The 15,251-nt window shown below is 72.0% G+C and carries 15 protein-coding genes; 8 read left to right on the forward strand and 7 right to left on the reverse strand.

Translation table 11 applies throughout. The features are described 5' to 3' along the window. Positions 1 to 21: 21 nt before the first annotated feature. The gene (locus MTR79_RS01195; RefSeq protein WP_086703687.1) at positions 22 to 2,316 is read right to left on the reverse strand and encodes a transglycosylase domain-containing protein; all 2,295 of its coding nucleotides are present in this window, start codon (positions 2,314 to 2,316) and stop codon (positions 22 to 24) included. Positions 2,317 to 2,744: 428 nt separating this feature from the next. Here MTR79_RS01195 and wblA point away from each other — a divergent pair, with 428 nt between their 5' ends. Then, complete coding sequence (wblA, locus tag MTR79_RS01200; RefSeq protein ID WP_037640829.1) at positions 2,745 to 3,083, forward strand: transcriptional regulator WblA; 339 nt, start codon at positions 2,745 to 2,747, stop codon at positions 3,081 to 3,083. A gap of 480 nt (positions 3,084 to 3,563) precedes the next feature. Here wblA and MTR79_RS01205 read toward each other — a convergent pair whose 3' ends face one another. Then, positions 3,564 to 4,940, reverse strand: coding sequence for an ArsA family ATPase (locus tag MTR79_RS01205; protein ID WP_086703684.1), 1,377 nt, complete (start codon positions 4,938 to 4,940; stop codon positions 3,564 to 3,566). A 157-nt stretch (positions 4,941 to 5,097) separates the two neighbouring features. Then, positions 5,098 to 6,075, reverse strand: a complete 978-nt coding sequence (locus MTR79_RS01210) for an ArsA-related P-loop ATPase (RefSeq protein WP_163041093.1) — start codon at positions 6,073 to 6,075, stop codon at positions 5,098 to 5,100. A 127-nt stretch (positions 6,076 to 6,202) separates the two neighbouring features. On the opposite strand from MTR79_RS01210, the gene MTR79_RS01215 reads away from it, so the two are divergent. The 4 genes from MTR79_RS01215 to MTR79_RS01230 all read left to right on the forward strand — a co-directional run bounded on the left by MTR79_RS01215 (position 6,203) and on the right by MTR79_RS01230 (position 9,264). Beyond that, the gene (locus tag MTR79_RS01215) at positions 6,203 to 6,364 is read left to right on the forward strand and encodes a DUF4177 domain-containing protein (RefSeq protein ID WP_003975360.1); all 162 of its coding nucleotides are present in this window, start codon (positions 6,203 to 6,205) and stop codon (positions 6,362 to 6,364) included. After that, on the forward strand, positions 6,361 to 6,831 hold the full coding sequence (locus tag MTR79_RS01220) for a RidA family protein (RefSeq protein ID WP_122214470.1): 471 nt from the start codon (positions 6,361 to 6,363) through the stop codon (positions 6,829 to 6,831). Before MTR79_RS01215 ends, MTR79_RS01220 begins: the two co-directional genes overlap by 4 nt. 724 nt (positions 6,832 to 7,555) lie before the next feature. Next, entirely contained in the window at positions 7,556 to 8,437 is an 882-nt protein-coding gene (locus MTR79_RS01225; RefSeq protein WP_189363852.1) for an NUDIX hydrolase, read from the forward strand. Next, the gene (locus tag MTR79_RS01230) at positions 8,434 to 9,264 is read left to right on the forward strand and encodes an MBL fold metallo-hydrolase (RefSeq protein WP_086703677.1); all 831 of its coding nucleotides are present in this window, start codon (positions 8,434 to 8,436) and stop codon (positions 9,262 to 9,264) included. The genes MTR79_RS01225 and MTR79_RS01230 overlap by 4 nt, the downstream gene beginning before the upstream one ends. A gap of 63 nt (positions 9,265 to 9,327) precedes the next feature. Here MTR79_RS01230 and MTR79_RS01235 read toward each other — a convergent pair whose 3' ends face one another. Then, positions 9,328 to 10,002, reverse strand: coding sequence for a Crp/Fnr family transcriptional regulator (locus MTR79_RS01235; protein WP_006132548.1), 675 nt, complete (start codon positions 10,000 to 10,002; stop codon positions 9,328 to 9,330). A 288-nt stretch (positions 10,003 to 10,290) separates the two neighbouring features. On the opposite strand from MTR79_RS01235, the gene nth reads away from it, so the two are divergent. The 3 genes from nth to MTR79_RS01250 all read left to right on the forward strand — a co-directional run bounded on the left by nth (position 10,291) and on the right by MTR79_RS01250 (position 13,408). Then, positions 10,291 to 11,376 carry an endonuclease III gene (nth, locus tag MTR79_RS01240; RefSeq protein ID WP_244793021.1) on the forward strand — a complete coding sequence of 362 codons (1,086 nt, stop codon included), beginning with the start codon at positions 10,291 to 10,293 and terminating at the stop codon, positions 11,374 to 11,376. 91 nt (positions 11,377 to 11,467) lie between these two features. Continuing rightward, positions 11,468 to 12,163, forward strand: a complete 696-nt coding sequence (locus MTR79_RS01245; protein ID WP_086703689.1) for a CoA pyrophosphatase — start codon at positions 11,468 to 11,470, stop codon at positions 12,161 to 12,163. A 45-nt stretch (positions 12,164 to 12,208) separates the two neighbouring features. Then, on the forward strand, positions 12,209 to 13,408 hold the full coding sequence (locus tag MTR79_RS01250; RefSeq protein WP_244788802.1) for a MarP family serine protease: 1,200 nt from the start codon (positions 12,209 to 12,211) through the stop codon (positions 13,406 to 13,408). Between the two features lie 46 nt (positions 13,409 to 13,454). Here the strand turns inward: MTR79_RS01250 and MTR79_RS01255 are convergent, their stop codons facing one another. The 3 genes from MTR79_RS01255 to MTR79_RS01265 all read right to left on the reverse strand — a co-directional run bounded on the left by MTR79_RS01255 (position 13,455) and on the right by MTR79_RS01265 (position 15,172). After that, positions 13,455 to 13,637: a hypothetical protein gene (locus MTR79_RS01255; RefSeq protein WP_078492825.1), complete on the reverse strand. Its 183-nt coding sequence runs from the start codon at positions 13,635 to 13,637 to the stop codon at positions 13,455 to 13,457. 99 nt (positions 13,638 to 13,736) lie between these two features. Then, complete coding sequence (locus tag MTR79_RS01260) at positions 13,737 to 14,687, reverse strand: alpha/beta hydrolase (RefSeq protein ID WP_086703672.1); 951 nt, start codon at positions 14,685 to 14,687, stop codon at positions 13,737 to 13,739. After that, a complete protein-coding gene (locus MTR79_RS01265; RefSeq protein ID WP_086703670.1) occupies positions 14,684 to 15,172 on the reverse strand; it encodes a phage holin family protein in 489 nt (162 codons plus the stop codon). Before MTR79_RS01265 ends, MTR79_RS01260 begins: the two co-directional genes overlap by 4 nt. Between the last annotated feature and the right edge of the window lie 79 nt (positions 15,173 to 15,251).

Genomic DNA, 15,251 nt, shown 5'->3' on the forward strand with positions numbered 1-15,251 from the left:
GTCAGGTGACCGCCGGCGCTGTCAGTCCCGGCCGCCCGGCCCGTTGCCCGGGCCCTGGATGAACCCCTCGGGGATGCTGAAGCCCGGGTCGGGCTCGCCACCGCCGTTGCCACCGTTGCCGCCGTTGCCGCCGTCACCGCCCCCGTTGCCGTTGCCGCCGTTGATCAGGCCGCCGATGAAGCCGCCGTCGCCGTTGCCCCCGTCGTCACGGCCACGGCCGCGGTCGCGGTCCTCCGGCTTCTCGGGGTCCGGGATGTGCACCCGGTTGAACTCCGGGGCCTCCTTGCCCTCCAGCGCGCCGGACATCGCGTCGCGCCAGATGGGGCCCGGGACGGCGCCACCGAAGACCAGCTCGTGGTACTGGCCGCCGATGCTGATGTCCCGCATCTTCACCTTCTGGCTGGCGCTGCCCACCCACACGGCGCCCGACATGTTCGGCGTGTAGCCGACGAACCAGGCGTTCCTGCGTTCGTCCGTCGTACCGGTCTTACCGGCGTTGTCGCGGCCGTCACCGAGGCCGGCCTGCTGACCGGTACCGGAGTCGATCACGCCCCTGAGCAGCTCGTTCACCGTGTCCGCCGTCTTCTCGCTCATCGCGCGCGAGCACGTGGACTTGGGGACCGGCAGGGACTGCGACTGATCGCCCGTCTTCTGGGTGATCGACTCGATGGCGACCGGCGTGCAGTACATGCCCCGGGAGGCGAAGGCCGCGTAGGCGCTCGCCATGGTGAGGGGCGACAGACCGGTGGAGCCGAGGGTCATCGAGGACGGCACCTCGGGGATCTTGTCCCCGTTGCCCTGGACCACGCCGAGCTTGTCGGTCATGGTCACCACCGGGCACATCCCGATGTCCTCGATCATCTGCACGAAGTAGGTGTTGACCGACTTGGCCATCGCGTCCTTCAGCGCGTACGGCCCGACCTCGGTCTCGTTCTCGTTCTCCAGCTTGTAGTCGCCGTCGTTCACCCACGGCTTCTCGCAGCCGCGCACGGTGGCCGGGTACGGCATCTCGTACGGGGCGGAGTACTCCTGCGTCGGCGGCCGGCCCTCCTCCAGGGCGGCGGCGGCCACGAACGGCTTGAACGTCGAACCGGTCGGGAAGCCGAAGTTGGAGCCGCCCCAGGCGGAGTCCACGGAGAAGTTGATCTCCGTCTGGTTCTTGCCGTAGCCGTACGGCTTCGACTGGCCCATTGCGACGATCTTGCCGGTGCCCGGCTCCACGAGCGTCGACGCGGCGGCGACCTTGTCCGACTCGTAGACGTGGTCCTTGAGCGACTCCTGCACCGACTCCTGGGCCTGCGGGTCCAGCGTCGTGCGGATGGTCAGGCCGCCCTGGTTCCAGACCTTCGCCCGCTCCTCGCGCGTCTTGCCGAAGACCGGGTCGTTGAGGAAGACCTTCTCCACGTACTTGCAGAAGAAGCCCGCGCCCTTGGCTGCGGTGATGCAGCCGTTCTTCGGCTCGCTGACCTCGAGGCCCAGCGGGGAGCGCATCGCCTCGGCGGCATCCTCCGGGGAGACGTCCCCGACCTCGGCCATCCGCTTCAGCACGACGTTGCGCCGCTTCTTCGCCTCCGCCTCGTCGTTGACCGGGTCGTAGCGGCTCGGCGACTGGACGATGCCGGCGAGGAGCGCGGCCTCCTGGAGGTTGAGGTCCTTGGCCGGCTTGGAGAAGTAGCGCCGGGACGCGGCCTCGACGCCGTACGCCTGCTGTCCGAAGAACGTGATGTTCAGGTAGTTCTCGAGGATCTTCTTCTTGCCCAGCTCCTCCTCGACCTGGATCGCGTACTTCAGCTCCTGGATCTTGCGGCCGATGGTCTGCTGGGTGGCCTGCGCGACCTTCGTCGGGTCGTCGCCCGCCTCCTCGACGAAGACGTTCTTCACGTACTGCTGGGTGAGCGTCGAGGCGCCCTCGGAGACCTCGCCGCTGCGGGCGTTCTTGTTGAGCGCGCGCAGCACGCCCTTCAGGTCGACCGCCCCGTGCTCGTAGAAGCGCGAGTCCTCGATGGCGACGATCGCCTTCTGCATGTACGGCGAGATGTCCTTGAGATCCACCACCGTGCGGTCGCGCGAGTAGACGGTGGCGATCAGGCCGCCGTCGGCGTCGAGGATGGTGGTGCGCTGGCTCAGCGGCGGCGTCTTGAGGGCGGCCGGGAGCTCGTCGAAGCTCTCCACCGACCCCTTGGCCGCCAGGCCCAGCGCGCCCACGGCGGGCAGCGCGATGCCGGCCATGACGGCACCGGCCAGGACACTGACACCGAGGAACTTGGCGGCCTGCTGCGTGGAGGACAGACCACCGCCCGAGCGCTTCTTTGGCATGGGAGCAGCCTACGTTCTCATTCGCCGGACAAGCGTATATGCCTTGGCCTAAGCTGCACTCAACTGTCACAGCAGTGAGGCCACGCATCAATACGTCCGGCGACCCCGAATCGTTCCGGATCTTCTCGACTTTCTTCGTACCAGTTGAGTCGAGGGGCGTGGAGACCGTGTCCGGATCGCCTCGTGTGTCACGCGGTGCCCGTTGTGACACAAGTGAACTGACCCGTAATGCCCCCATTGTCACGCATGTCGCCCCCTCACTCCCCCGGGTGATCTGCCGCTTACCCATAGTCCGTTCGGACCATTCAAGATTGGGCCCGCTGGGGGTGTTGCGCTGTGCCCACCTTCCGTAACGTCCTCAACTGGCGGCGGTGAATATGCCGCTGCCGCCGTGGGGGAGCCTCGATTCGGGAGAGGACGGCGCCGGTATGGGCTGGGTTACCGACTGGAGTGCGCAGGCTGCCTGCCGCACTACCGATCCGGATGAACTGTTCGTTCAAGGAGCAGCGCAGAACAGGGCCAAGGCGGTGTGCACCGGCTGCCCGGTGCGTACGGAGTGCCTGGCCGACGCGCTCGACAACCGCGTCGAGTTCGGCGTGTGGGGAGGCATGACGGAGCGTGAGCGCCGTGCGCTGCTGCGCCGGCGGCCGACCGTGACCTCCTGGCGCCGGCTGCTGGAGACCGCGCGCTCGGAGTACGAGCGTGGCACGGGCGTCGTGCCGCTCGACGACGACCAGGTCTATGAGGACTACGCCGCGGTGAGCTGAGCTCTCGGTGAGGGCTCTCGGGGGGTCCTCGGCGTGGCCGGTCCCGTGACCGGGCCCACGCGTTCACCTTCGGCGGTGGGCAGGTCCGGTCCGTGGACGCGGGGCGTCCCGGACGGTCAAGGGCGCCTCGTCGTGCGCGGGGGCGCCCTGTGCGCCTGGGGTGTGCGCGGGCGCTGACGCCTGCCGGGTGACGCGCGGGCACCTGAAGGGCGCCTACGGCCGTTCCAACGGCCGTTTCCACGGTCACGCCCGAGCGCGGTGACGCCTGAGGCGTACGCCGGCACGCGTGGCGTACACGTGGCCGCCGACCGGTGCGCCGGGCGCGCGCCCATCGGCAACACGGCGCCCGCAACTGCACACCGTGCGCCAGCGGCAACGCGGCGCCCGTATCCAGGAACCGTGCGCCAACTGCACACAGTGTCTGCGGCAGGCACCGTGCCCGCACGCGCTCACGGCACCTTTCGACAGGCCGGACGCCCCTCAGGACGTACCCGACAGCTCCGCGTGCCCCGTCGCCAGTCGTTCGCCGATGTCGCGCAGCCCCGCGAGGTCGTGGACGTCGCCGGGCAGGGCGGCCACCTCGGTCATCGCCACCTCGGGGTGGAGCGCCGTGAAGCGGTCACGCGTCCGCCGCTCGCGCGCGAGCAGCTGCATCCGCTCCGCGTGCAGTCTCAGCAGACCGGCGGTGAGACGCTCGACCGAGCGCTCGCCGTCCGTCGCTGTCGGTTCGTCTTCGGGAGCCGCGCCGTCGACGTCCTCGGTGGCGGGGGAGCCTCCGTCGGTGACGTTACGCGCGGGTGATTCTGAACTGCCGTACGTGTCGGGAGAGTTACGAAGTCCAGCTTTCCCGTCCGGCTGATCCACAATGCGGGACTCCTCAAGATTTTCCGCGGCGGCCAGCGCCCGCTCGGCCGACAGCCGGCCGGCCCCGCTGCCGTGCACCCGGTTGAGGACCAGACCCGCGAGCGGCATGTCCTCCGCGGCCAGCCGCTCCACGAAGTACGCGGCCTCCCGCAGCGCGTCCCGCTCGGGCGCCGCGACCACCAGGAACGCCGTCCCCGGCGCCTGCAGCAGCTTGTACGTGGCGTCCGCGCGCGTCCGGAACCCGCCGAACATGGAGTCCATCGCCGCCACGAACGTCTGCACGTCCCGCAGCAGCTGACCGCCGAGCACCTTGCCGAGCGCGCCGGTCATCACCGACATCCCGACGTTCAGGAACTTCATCCCCGCACGGCCGCCCACCTTGGCCGGGGCCAGCAGCACCCGGATCAGCTTGCCGTCGAGGAAGGAGCCGAGCCGCTTGGGCGCGTCCAGGAAGTCCAGCGCGGAACGCGACGGCGGGGTGTCGACCACGATCAGGTCCCACTCGTCCCGCGACCGCAGCTGCCCCAGCTTCTCCATCGCCATGTACTCCTGTGTGCCGGCGAAGCCCGCGGAGAGCGACTGGTAGAAGGGGTTGTTCAGAATCGCGGCGGCCCGCTCCGGGTCCGCGTGCGCCTCGACGATCTCGTCGAAGGTGCGCTTCATGTCGAGCATCATCGCGTGCAGTTCGCCGCCCGCGGAGTCGTCGATGCCCTTCACCCGGCGCGGGGTGTTGTCGAGGGAGTCGATGCCCATGGACTGGGCGAGCCGGCGGGCCGGGTCGATGGTGAGGACCACCACCTTGCGGCCCCGCTCCGCCGCCCGCAGGCCCAGCGCCGCGGCCGTGGTCGTCTTGCCGACGCCGCCCGAGCCGCAGCACACCACGATCCGGGTGTCCGGGTCCTCGATCAGCGGATCGATCTCCAGCGCGTGGGCGGGCGAGAGGTGCTCACGGACCGGGTCCTGGTCCTGTGCCGGTTCCGGACGACGGCTCATGACATCCCCTGCTTCCGGTGGATCCGACTCGTGCACATGACGACGGGGCCGGTACGGCGGTGGCGGTGGTGCGGGTGCGGATGGCGGTGGTGAGGGTGACGGTGGTGCGGGTGGTCGCCGGAGGCAAGGGCACGGCCGGAGGCAAGGGCGCGGCCGGTCATGACACGCCCTGTCCGCGCAGCTTCCGCGCCAGCGCGTACAGCCCGGCCAGGTCCATCCCCTCGGCCAGCAAGGGCAGTTCGTGCAGCGGCACGTCCAGCTCCGCCAGCACGGCGCGCTGCTCGGTCTCCAGCGCGTACCGCTCGGCGTACTCCTCGGCCTGCGCGAGCAGCGGCTCCACCAGCCGCTCCGCGTGCCCGCCGCGCCGCGCGCCGCCGAGCCCCGTCGAGGACAGCGAGCGCGCCACGGCGGAACGGGAGACGCTCCCGACGAGTTCCAGGTCGGCGGCGTCCAGCACCTGCGGTCGCACCATGTTCACGATGACCCGCCCCACCGGCAGCCGGGCCGCGCGCAGCTCCGCGATGCCGTCCGCGGTCTCCTGGACCGGCATCTCCTCCAGCAGGGTCACCAGGTGCACGGCCGTCTCCGGCGACTTCAGCACGCGCATCACGGCCTGCGCCTGATTGTGTATCGGGCCGATCTTGGCGAGCCCGGCCACCTCGTCGTTGACGTTGAGGAAGCGGGTGATGCGGCCGGTCGGCGGGGCGTCCATCACGACGTAGTCGTAGACGAACCGGCCGCCGCGGTCCTTGCGCCGCACCGCCTCGCACGCCTTGCCGGTGAGCAGCACGTCCCGCACGCCGGGGGCGATGGTGGTGGCGAAGTCGATCGCGCCGAGCTTGCGCAGGGCCCGGCCGGCGCTGCCGAGTTTGTAGAACATCTGGAGGTAGTCCAGAAGGGCCAGTTCGGGATCGATGGCGAGGGCGAACACCTCCCCGCCCCCGGGAGCGACGGCGATCTTCCGCTCCTCGTACGGCAGCGCCTGCGTCTCGAAGAGCTGCGCGATGCCTTGCCGGCCCTCGACCTCGACGAGAAGCGTCCGCTTCCCCTCCTCGGCCAGGGCCAGCGCCAGAGCGGCGGCCACCGTGGTCTTGCCGGTTCCGCCCTTGCCACTCACGACCTGGAGCCTGCTCACGCCTTCGAGCCTAAATGCTCACCGCGCGTGGCGGTGGCTCCGGGTGATGTTCCCGCCTCCGTGTGCCGTCCCGGGCGGGGTGACGGCGACGCGGGCGGCGGACGCGGCAGCGGCTAGAGTCGGCCGCATGACGAAGTGGGAATACGCGACTGTGCCGCTGCTCGTCCACGCGACGAAGCAGATTCTGGACACCTGGGGCGAGGACGGCTGGGAGCTCGTCCAGGTCGTGCCCGGGCCGAACAACCCCGAGCAGCTGGTGGCCTACCTGAAGCGCGAGAAGCAGGCATGAGCGGCGTCGTCGAGTCCCGGCTGGCCGAGCTGGGCCTGAGCCTGCCCGAGGTCGTCCCGCCGCTCGCCTCGTACCAGCCCGCCGTCGTCTCCGGCCGGTACGTGTTCACCTCCGGCCAGCTGCCGATGGTGGACGGCAAGCTGCCGGTGACCGGCAAGGTCGGCGCGGAGGTCACCCCCGAGGAGGCCAAGGACCTGGCCCGCACCTGCGCGCTGAACGCGCTCGCCGCGGTCAAGTCCGTCGTCGGTGACCTGGACCGCGTCGCGCGCGTGGTGAAGGTCGTCGGCTTCGTCGCCTCCGCCGCGGACTTCACCGGACAGCCGGCCGTCGTCAACGGCGCCAGCGAACTCCTGGGCGAGGTGCTCGGCGACAAGGGCGTGCACGCCCGCAGCGCGGTCGGCGTCGCGGTCCTGCCGCTGGACGCGCCGGTCGAGGTCGAGATGCAGGTGGAACTCACGGAGGCGTGAGCCCTCCGGGCGCCGTCCCGGATGTCCTCGGGGAACGCCCCACACTCGCCCAACGCCGCCCCGGCCGGCCCCGCGCCCGCCGGGGCGCGGCACGTCCGGACTCCGGTGGGGGCGGTACGTCCGGACCTTCGACGGAGGGTGCCGGCCCCGCCCGGGTGCTCGTCCCGGTTGCGCCGGCCCCGGGGCTTCCGCTGCCCGAGGGCTGTGGGCGACGTCCCCGCCCGGGTGCTCGCTCCGATTGCGCCGGCCCGGGGTTTCGTCGTCGGGGGCTGTGGGCGTCGGCCCTGATGCCCCTTCCTCGGGGCGGTTGCGCCGGCCCAGGGCGTCCGCTCCCGTGGGCTGTGGGCCCGGCGTCCGCTCCCGTGGGCTGTGGGCCCGGCCTGCATGCCCTTTCCGCGAGTGACGCCCCGACCCGCCGGGCCGCCGCCAGTCGCCGCCGCTGTTCCCTGCTGCGGCCGGCCGGCGATCGTCCCGCCCGCCCCAGTCCCGCCCCGGGGCGGACCACCTGGCGCCGGTGACGGGTGCCTCGGTCGTCCGGCTGCCCCGGCCGCGAGCGGCCCCCCGGCCCGTCGGCCGACCGGTGATCCCCAGGCCGGCCAGGGGCACCCCACGCCTGCGTCGGCGCCCCTCCTCGGGACGGAGGGGGCACCCCACGCCTGCGTCGGCGCCCCCTCCGTCCCGAGGGGCACTCGAACATCCGGGCGTCTCGGGATAGCCTCCGGCCATGGCGAATGCGCAGGCTGGCGGACAGTGGTACCCGCCGGAGTGGCCCGAGCGGATCCGAGCGCTGGCGAGCGGTGAGCTGGCACCCGTCACGCCGAAACGCGCGGCCACCGTCATGCTTCTCAAGGACACCGGGGACGGACCCGCCGTGCACATGCTGCGCCGCCGTACGTCCATGGCGTTCGCGGGCGGCGCGTACGCCTACCCCGGCGGCGGCGTCGACCCGCGGGACGACGACCGGCACGTCCGCTGGGCCGGGCCCTCGCTCGACTGGTGGGCCGACCGGCTCGGCGTGGACCGTGCCGGCGCCCAGGCGATCGTCTGCGCGGCCGTGCGGGAGACGTACGAGGAGGCGGGCGTGCTGCTCGCCGGCCCGGCCCCGGACGCCGTGGTCGGCGACACCACCGGCGCGGACTGGGAGGCGGACCGCGCCGCGCTCGTCGCGCGCGAGCTGTCCTTCGCGGAGTTCCTCGACCGCCGTGGCCTGGTGCTGCGCTCCGACCTGCTGGGCGCCTGGACCCGCTGGATCACTCCCGAGTTCGAGCCGCGCCGCTACGACACGTGGTTCTTCGTCGCCGCCCTCCCCGAGGGCCAGCGCACCCGCAACGCCTCCACGGAGGCCGACCGCACGGTGTGGACCACCCCGCGCGAGGCGGCCGACGGTTACGACCGGGGCGAGCTGCTGATGATGCCCCCGACGATCGCGACCCTGCGCCAGCTCGTCGCGTACGGCACGGCCGCGCAGGCGCTCGACGCGGCGCCCGCGCGCGACCTCACGCCGGTGCTGGCCTCCGCGCGCCTGGTGGACGGCGAGATCGTCCTCTCCTGGCCCGGGCACGACGAGTTCACCAAGCACATCCCGACCGGGGGAGCCCTCGCATGACGGACGCCACCGCCCTTCCCGGCCAGCCGCGCGGCGGGGTCCTCTCCGGCCCCGCGACCGCGCGGGCCGTCAACGTGCTCGCCCCGAACCCCTCGGCGATGACGCTGGACGGCACGAACACCTGGATCCTGTCCGAGCCGGACTCCGACCTCGCCGTCGTCGTCGACCCCGGGCCGCTGGACGACGGGCACCTGCGGCACGTCATCGGCACCGCCGAGCAGGCCGGCAAGCGCGTCGCCCTGACCCTCCTGACGCACGGTCACCCCGACCACGCCGAGGGTGCCGCCCGCTTCGCCGAGCTGACCGGCACCAAGGTGCGCGCCCTGGACCCGGCGCTGCGCCTCGGCGACGAAGGGCTGGCCGCCGGGGACGTCGTCACCGTGGGCGGCCTGGAACTGCGTGTCGTACCGGCCCCCGGCCACACCGCCGACTCCCTGTGCTTCCACCTGCCGGCGGACCGGGCGGTCCTCACCGGCGACACCGTGCTGGGACGCGGCACGACCGTCGTGGCCCACCCCGACGGCCGCCTCGGCGACTACCTGGACACCCTGCGCCGGCTCAGGTCCCTCACCGTCGACGACGGCGTCCACACGGTCCTGCCGGGACACGGTCCCGTGCTCGACGACGCCCAGGGCGCCGTCGAGTACTACCTCGCGCACCGCGCCCACCGGCTCGCCCAGGTGGAGACGGCCGTCGAGGACGGCTACCGCACACCCCCCGAGGTCGTCGCCCACGTCTACGCCGACGTCGACCGCTCCCTCTGGCCGGCCGCGGAACTCTCCGTACGCGCCCAGCTGGAGTATCTGAAGGAGCACGGCCTCATCTGACGGCACGCCCGCGCCCCCACGGCCGGCAGGCCATGGGGGCGCGTGGAAAGCCGGGGTGACGCGTCAGCGGGAGCGCTTGGCGAGCCGCTCCACGTCGAGCAGGATCACCGCGCGGGCCTCGAGCCGCAGCCAGCCGCGCTGGGCGAAGTCCGCCAGGGCCTTGTTGACCGTCTCGCGGGAGGCGCCGACCAGCTGGGCCAGCTCCTCCTGCGTGAGGTCGTGCACCACGTGGATGCCTTCCTCCGACTGCACGCCGAAGCGGCGCGACAGGTCCAGCAGGGCGCGCGCGACACGGCCCGGGACGTCGGAGAAGACGAGGTCGGACATGGCGTCGTTGGTCTTGCGCAGCCGGCGGGCGACGGCGCGCAGCAGCGCCGTGGCCACCTCGGGGCGGGCGCTCAGCCAGGGCGTCAGGTCGCCGTGGCCGAGGCCCAGCAGCTTCACCTCGGTGAGCGCCGTGGCGGTCGCCGTGCGCGGGCCCGGGTCGAAGAGGGACAGCTCACCGATCAGCTCGCCCGGGCCGACCACGGCGAGCATGTTCTCGCGGCCGTCGGGGGAGGTGCGGTGCAGCTTCACCTTGCCCTCGGTGACCACGTACAGGCGGTCGCCCGGGTCCCCCTCGTGGAACAGTGAGTCGCCCCGTGCCAGGGTCACCTCACTCATGGAGGCGCGAAGCTCCGCGGCCTGCTCGTCATCGAGCGCCGCGAAAAGCGGGTTCCGCCGCAGAACGTCGTCCACGAGTTCTCTCCTATTCGACCTGCTCAGGGGATCTTGGTTCTCCTGCGTGCCAGGGGACCGTGGTTCCCATTTTGCCGGACCGTCCAAACAGTGTGATCTGTCACAAGGATGCCGCACGGGTCGGCCGGGGTATGCGGCAGGGGTCCAATTGGACGCCGATCTTCTGGGTCCGGGGCGGATGTCCGTGCCGGGTCGTAGGCTGGCCGGGTGTCCAAATCGCCGGTGAGAGCACAGGCCGAGGGGGCTGCGCGGGTGAGTGCAGAACGCGATTCCGCCGTGGGCGAACAGATCTCCGATGGCGGTAGGAAGACGGCGAAGGCCGCGAAGACGGCTGCCGCCGGAGGATCCGCCTCCGCGAAGAAGGCCGCACCTGCGCGCAAGACGCCTGCGCGGAAGACGCCTGCGAAGAAGGCCACGGCGAAGAAGGCCACGGCGAAGGAGCCCGCCGCCAAGAAGGCGTCCGCCAGGAAGGCCGCTCCCGCCAAGTCCTCCGCCGCTCTCAAGAAGGCCCCCGCGCCCAGGAAGCAGGTCGTCGCGCCCAAGAAGGCGACCGCCTCCGTCCCGGCCGCCCCGGCGAAGACGGTCGCCGCGCACCCGCAGGGCGAGTCCCGTACGGCGCTGGTGCGGCGGGCCCGCCGTATCAACCGCGAGCTCGCCGAGGTGTACCCGTACGCCCACCCCGAGCTGGACTTCGAGAACCCCTTCCAACTCGTCGTCGCCACGGTGCTGTCGGCCCAGACCACCGACCTGCGCGTCAACCAGACGACCCCCGCGCTGTTCGCGAAGTACCCCACCCCCGAGGACCTGGCGGCCGCCGACCCGGAGGAGGTGGAGGAGATCCTCCGCCCGACCGGCTTCTTCCGCGCCAAGACCAAGTCGGTCATCGGGCTGTCGAAGGCGCTGGTGGAGCAGTTCGGCGGAGAGGTGCCGGGCCGGTTGGAGGACCTGGTCAAGCTGCCCGGTGTGGGCCGCAAGACCGCGTTCGTCGTGCTCGGCAACGCCTTCGGTCGCCCCGGGATCACCGTGGACACCCACTTCCAGCGCCTGGTGCGCCGCTGGAAGTGGACCGACGAGACCGACCCGGACAAGATCGAGGCGGCGGTCGGCGCGCTGTTCCCGAAGAGCGACTGGACGGACCTGTCCCACCACGTCATCTGGCACGGCCGCCGTATCTGTCATGCCCGCAAGCCCGCCTGCGGCGCCTGCCCGATCGCCCCGCTCTGCCCGGCGTACGGCGAGGGAGAGACGGACCCGGAGAAGGCGGAGAAGCTGCTGAAGTACGAGAAGGCCGGCCGGCCGGGCCAGCGGCTGAAGCCTCCGCAGGCGTATCTGGACGCCGGGGGCAGAGCGGCCCCGCCGCTGGGGGCCGGATGAAGGCAGGCCGGGAGCCCTCGCGTGCCCCGGAACGATCTCGGGAACGTCGCGCGTTGGACGCGTGGGACGGGGCCGGACGACGGGGGTGGGCATGACGCGCACGAGTGGGACGCAGGGGGGCCCGGTGGCCCTGAGCAGGGACGGGCTGCCCGCGTGGCTGGACCCTGTGGTCCGCGCCGCCGAGACGGTCCGGCCCACACAGCTGAGCCGCTTCCTGCCGCCCGAGGACGGCTCGGGACGGCAGTCGGCCGTTCTGATCCTCTTCGGTGAGGACGAGCGCGGACCCCAGCTGCTGCTCATGGAGCGGGCCAGTTCGCTGCGCTCGCACGCCGGGCAGCCGTCCTTCCCGGGCGGCGCCCTCGACCCCGAGGACGGCGACCCGCAGGGTGAAGGACCGCTGCGGGCGGCGCTGCGCGAGGCCGAGGAGGAGACCGGGCTCGACCCGTCCGGCGTGCAGCTCTTCGGCGTGCTGCCGAGGCTCTACATCCCTGTCAGCGGCTTCGTCGTGACGCCCGTGCTCGGCTGGTGGCGCGAGCCCACCCCGGTCGGCGTCGTCGATCCGAACGAGACGGCGCGGGTGTTCACCGTGCCCGTGGCCGATCTCACCCACCCGGACAACCGTGCGACCGCGATCCACCCCAGCGGCTTCCACGGACCCGCGTTCCTGGTCGAATCGGCCCTCGTGTGGGGGTTCACCGCGGGGGTCATCGACCGGTTGCTGCACTTCGCGGGCTGGGAGCGTCCCTGGGATCGGGACAAGCAGGTCCCGCTGGACTGGAGGGCGTGACAGGGTGGGCGCCGTGCTGCGTAGGACGAGGCGAGGCGTGAATCGGTGAACGTGCTGGACATCCTGCTGCTGGTGGCAGCCGTGTGGTTCGCCGTGGTCGGATACCGACAGGGCTTCGTCGTCGGCATCCTGTCGGTGGTCGGATTCCTCGGGGGCGGCCTCGTCGCCGTCTACACGCTGCCCGTCATCTGGGACGCGATGACGGACAACTCCGAGGTGGGCACCACCGCCGCCGTCGTGGCGGTCGTGGTCGTCATAGTCTGCGCCTCCGTAGGCCAGGCCCTGACCACCCATCTGGGCAACAAGCTGCGCCGGTACATCACCTGGTCCCCGGCCCGCGCCCTCGACGCCACCGGCGGGGCCCTCGTCAACGTCGTCGCGATGCTCCTGGTCGCCTGGCTGATCGGCTCCGCCCTCGCCGGGACGACGCTGCCGACGCTCGGCAAGGAGGTGCGCGGCTCCAAGGTCCTGCTCGGCGTCTCCCGCGCACTGCCGGACCAGGCGGACATCTGGTTCGCCGACTTCTCGTCCGTCCTCGCTCAGAACGGCTTCCCGCAGGTCTTCAGCCCGTTCGCCAACGAGCCCATCACGGACGTCCGTCCGCCCGACCCGGCGCTCGCGGGCAGCCCTGTCGCCGCCCGCGCGCAGCGCTCCATCGTCAAGGTGACGGGCACGGCGACGAGCTGCGGCAAGGTCCTGGAGGGCACCGGCTTCGTCTTCGACGACCGGCGCGTCATGACCAACGCCCATGTGGTGGGCGGCGTCGACGAGCCGGTCGTGCAGATAGGCGGCGAGGGCCGCACGTACGACGCCACGGTCGTCCTGTACGACTGGAAGCGCGACATCGCCGTGCTCGACGTGCCCGACATGGACGCGCCCGCGCTGCGGTTCGCCACCGAGGACGCGGGCAGCGGGGACAGCGCGATCGTCGCCGGCTTCCCGGAGAACGGCGCGTACGACGTCCGCGCGGCACGGCTGCGGGGGCGCATCACGGCCAACGGCCCCGACATCTACCACCGCGGCACGGTGCGCCGCGACGTGTACTCGCTGTTCGCGACGGTCCGTCAGGGCAACTCCGGCGGCCCGCTCCTCACCCCCGAGGGTGAGGTCTACGGCGTCATCTTCGCGAAGTCGCTGGACGACGCCCAGACGGGATACGCGCTGACCGTGGACGAGATCCGCGAGGACATCGCCAGGGGCCGCAGCGCCGCCCAGGAGGTGGACAGCGACAAGTGCGCGCTCTGAGCGGAAACCGGAGCTGCCGGGACGTCAGGAACGGCCGGTCGGACCGTCAGCCCCGCGGGTGACGGAGCCGGACCGATACCCAGCGCGCACGGCGGCGGAGAATGCGCGGGATGCCGACCCTGAGATCCGTAGCTGCCATCTGTGGTGCACCGCCTCGCTGGTGGGAGCCCACACCGCTCGCCGAGCGGCGATTGCGGCTTGCGTCACTGTAGTCGTGCGTCCAGCCCATACCCGGACGTGTGCCCCCGCCCCAAGGTCGATAACCGCCTGAGGGGCCGCCAATTGGCCTATGCGCCAGGCAATTGGCGTTCGTATGACCGGTGACCCGTCACCGGTCCGGCTCGGGATCCTTCAGCCAGTTGATCAGCTCGGTCGAGAAGGCCACCGGGTCCTCCTCGTGCGGGAAGTGCCCCAGCCCGTCGAACAGCCGCCAGCGGTACGGCGCCTCGACGTACTGCCCCGAACCCGCCGCGCTGCGCGTGCGCACCACCGGGTCCAGCGAGCCGTGCAGATGCAGCGTCGGCACCCGCACCGGGCGCTTCATCCTGCGGTTGAACTGGATGCCGTCAGGGCGGGCCAGCGACCGCACCATCCACCGGTACGGCTCGATCGAGCAGTGCGCCGTGGACGGGATGCACATGGCCCGCCGGTAGGTTTCCAGGACCTTCTCGTCGGGCGGTTGCGGCCCCGACCACTCCTGGATGAGCCGCGCCACCATCGCCCCGTCGTCCGCGGTGAGCCGGCGCTCCGGGATCCAGGGCCGCTGGAAGCCCCAGATGTGCGACTGCGCGGCCGTCTGCCGGGCGTCGGCGAGCATCGAGGAGCGCCAGCGCCGCGGGTGCGGCATCGAGGACACCGCGAGCCGCCGGACGAGCTTGGGGCGCATCGCCGCGGCCGTCCAGGCGAGATAGCCGCCCAGGTCGTGGCCGACGAGCGCGGCGTCCGGCTCGCCCAGGGAGCGGATCACGCCGGTGATGTCCAGCGCGAGGTTGGCCGGGTCGTAGCCGCGCGGGGTGCGGTCGCTGCCACCTACGCCCCGCAGGTCCATGGCGACGGCCCGGAACCCGGCGCCGGCGAGCGCCGTGAGCTGGTGCCGCCAGGTCCACCAGAACTGGGGGAAGCCGTGCAGCAGCAGCACCAGCGGGCCGTCGCCCAGCTCCGCGATGTGGAAGCGGGCGCCATTGGCGGCGACGTCCCGGTGGACGAGTCCCGGGGCGTCCGGGAGGTCCAGGCGTACGACCGATGCAGGTTGCGCCGAAGGAGTGGCGGGGTCCGTCATGAGGACGAGCGTGCCACAGCCTCGATGGCCTCGGGGCCACGGTGCGCGGGGAGGGCCGGACGCGGGTGCGGCTTGGCCTTCTGCAGCACGCCGGCCGTCTCCTTCACCGAGGCGGCGACCTTCTGCGGGCCGCGGCCCTTCTTGGCCTTCTTGGCGAAGACGACGCCGATGAGGGCGAGGAGCCCGGCGACGAGGCAGTTCGCCGCGAAGGACAGCAGGAAGCACACCGCCAGGTTCCAGCCGCTCCAGGTGCGGATGCCGTAGGCGAGCGCGAAGTTCAGCATCGGCAGGGAGAACAACAGCAGCACGCCCGCCGCCGTGAACGCGCCGCCGCTGGTCGCGCCCCGCTTCACGTCCTGCCTGAGCTGCGCCTTCGCCAGCGCGATCTCGTCGTGCACCAGCGCCGACATCTCCGCCGTCGCCGTGGCGAACAACTGGCCGATGCTGCGTTCGGCGCCGACCGGGCTGCCGTCGGGTGCGCTCATCGCGGTCTCCCTCTTCTCCGTACGCCTCGCGTACGTCCGTCGTGCCTGCGCGGGACGGTCCCGTTCGTTTGTACCGTCC

Source organism: Streptomyces sp. BJ20 (assembly GCF_022869105.1).
GTDB lineage: Bacteria > Actinomycetota > Actinomycetes > Streptomycetales > Streptomycetaceae > Streptomyces > Streptomyces griseoincarnatus.

Bases quoted from the DNA above. Each gene is read 5' to 3' on its own strand.
- MTR79_RS01195 (WP_086703687.1), bottom strand. From the start codon at position 2,316: ATGCCAAAGAAGCGCTCGGGCGGTGGTCTGTCCTCCACGCAGCAGGCC.
- wblA (WP_037640829.1), top strand. From the start codon at position 2,745: ATGGGCTGGGTTACCGACTGGAGTGCGCAGGCTGCCTGCCGCACTACC.
- MTR79_RS01205 (WP_086703684.1), bottom strand. From the start codon at position 4,940: ATGAGCCGTCGTCCGGAACCGGCACAGGACCAGGACCCGGTCCGTGAG.
- MTR79_RS01215 (WP_003975360.1), top strand. From the start codon at position 6,203: ATGACGAAGTGGGAATACGCGACTGTGCCGCTGCTCGTCCACGCGACG.
- MTR79_RS01220 (WP_122214470.1), top strand. From the start codon at position 6,361: ATGAGCGGCGTCGTCGAGTCCCGGCTGGCCGAGCTGGGCCTGAGCCTG.
- MTR79_RS01225 (WP_189363852.1), top strand. From the start codon at position 7,556: ATGGCGAATGCGCAGGCTGGCGGACAGTGGTACCCGCCGGAGTGGCCC.
- MTR79_RS01230 (WP_086703677.1), top strand. From the start codon at position 8,434: ATGACGGACGCCACCGCCCTTCCCGGCCAGCCGCGCGGCGGGGTCCTC.
- MTR79_RS01245 (WP_086703689.1), top strand. From the start codon at position 11,468: ATGACGCGCACGAGTGGGACGCAGGGGGGCCCGGTGGCCCTGAGCAGG.
- MTR79_RS01255 (WP_078492825.1), bottom strand. From the start codon at position 13,637: ATGGGCTGGACGCACGACTACAGTGACGCAAGCCGCAATCGCCGCTCG.
- MTR79_RS01260 (WP_086703672.1), bottom strand. From the start codon at position 14,687: ATGACGGACCCCGCCACTCCTTCGGCGCAACCTGCATCGGTCGTACGC.
- MTR79_RS01265 (WP_086703670.1), bottom strand. From the start codon at position 15,172: ATGAGCGCACCCGACGGCAGCCCGGTCGGCGCCGAACGCAGCATCGGC.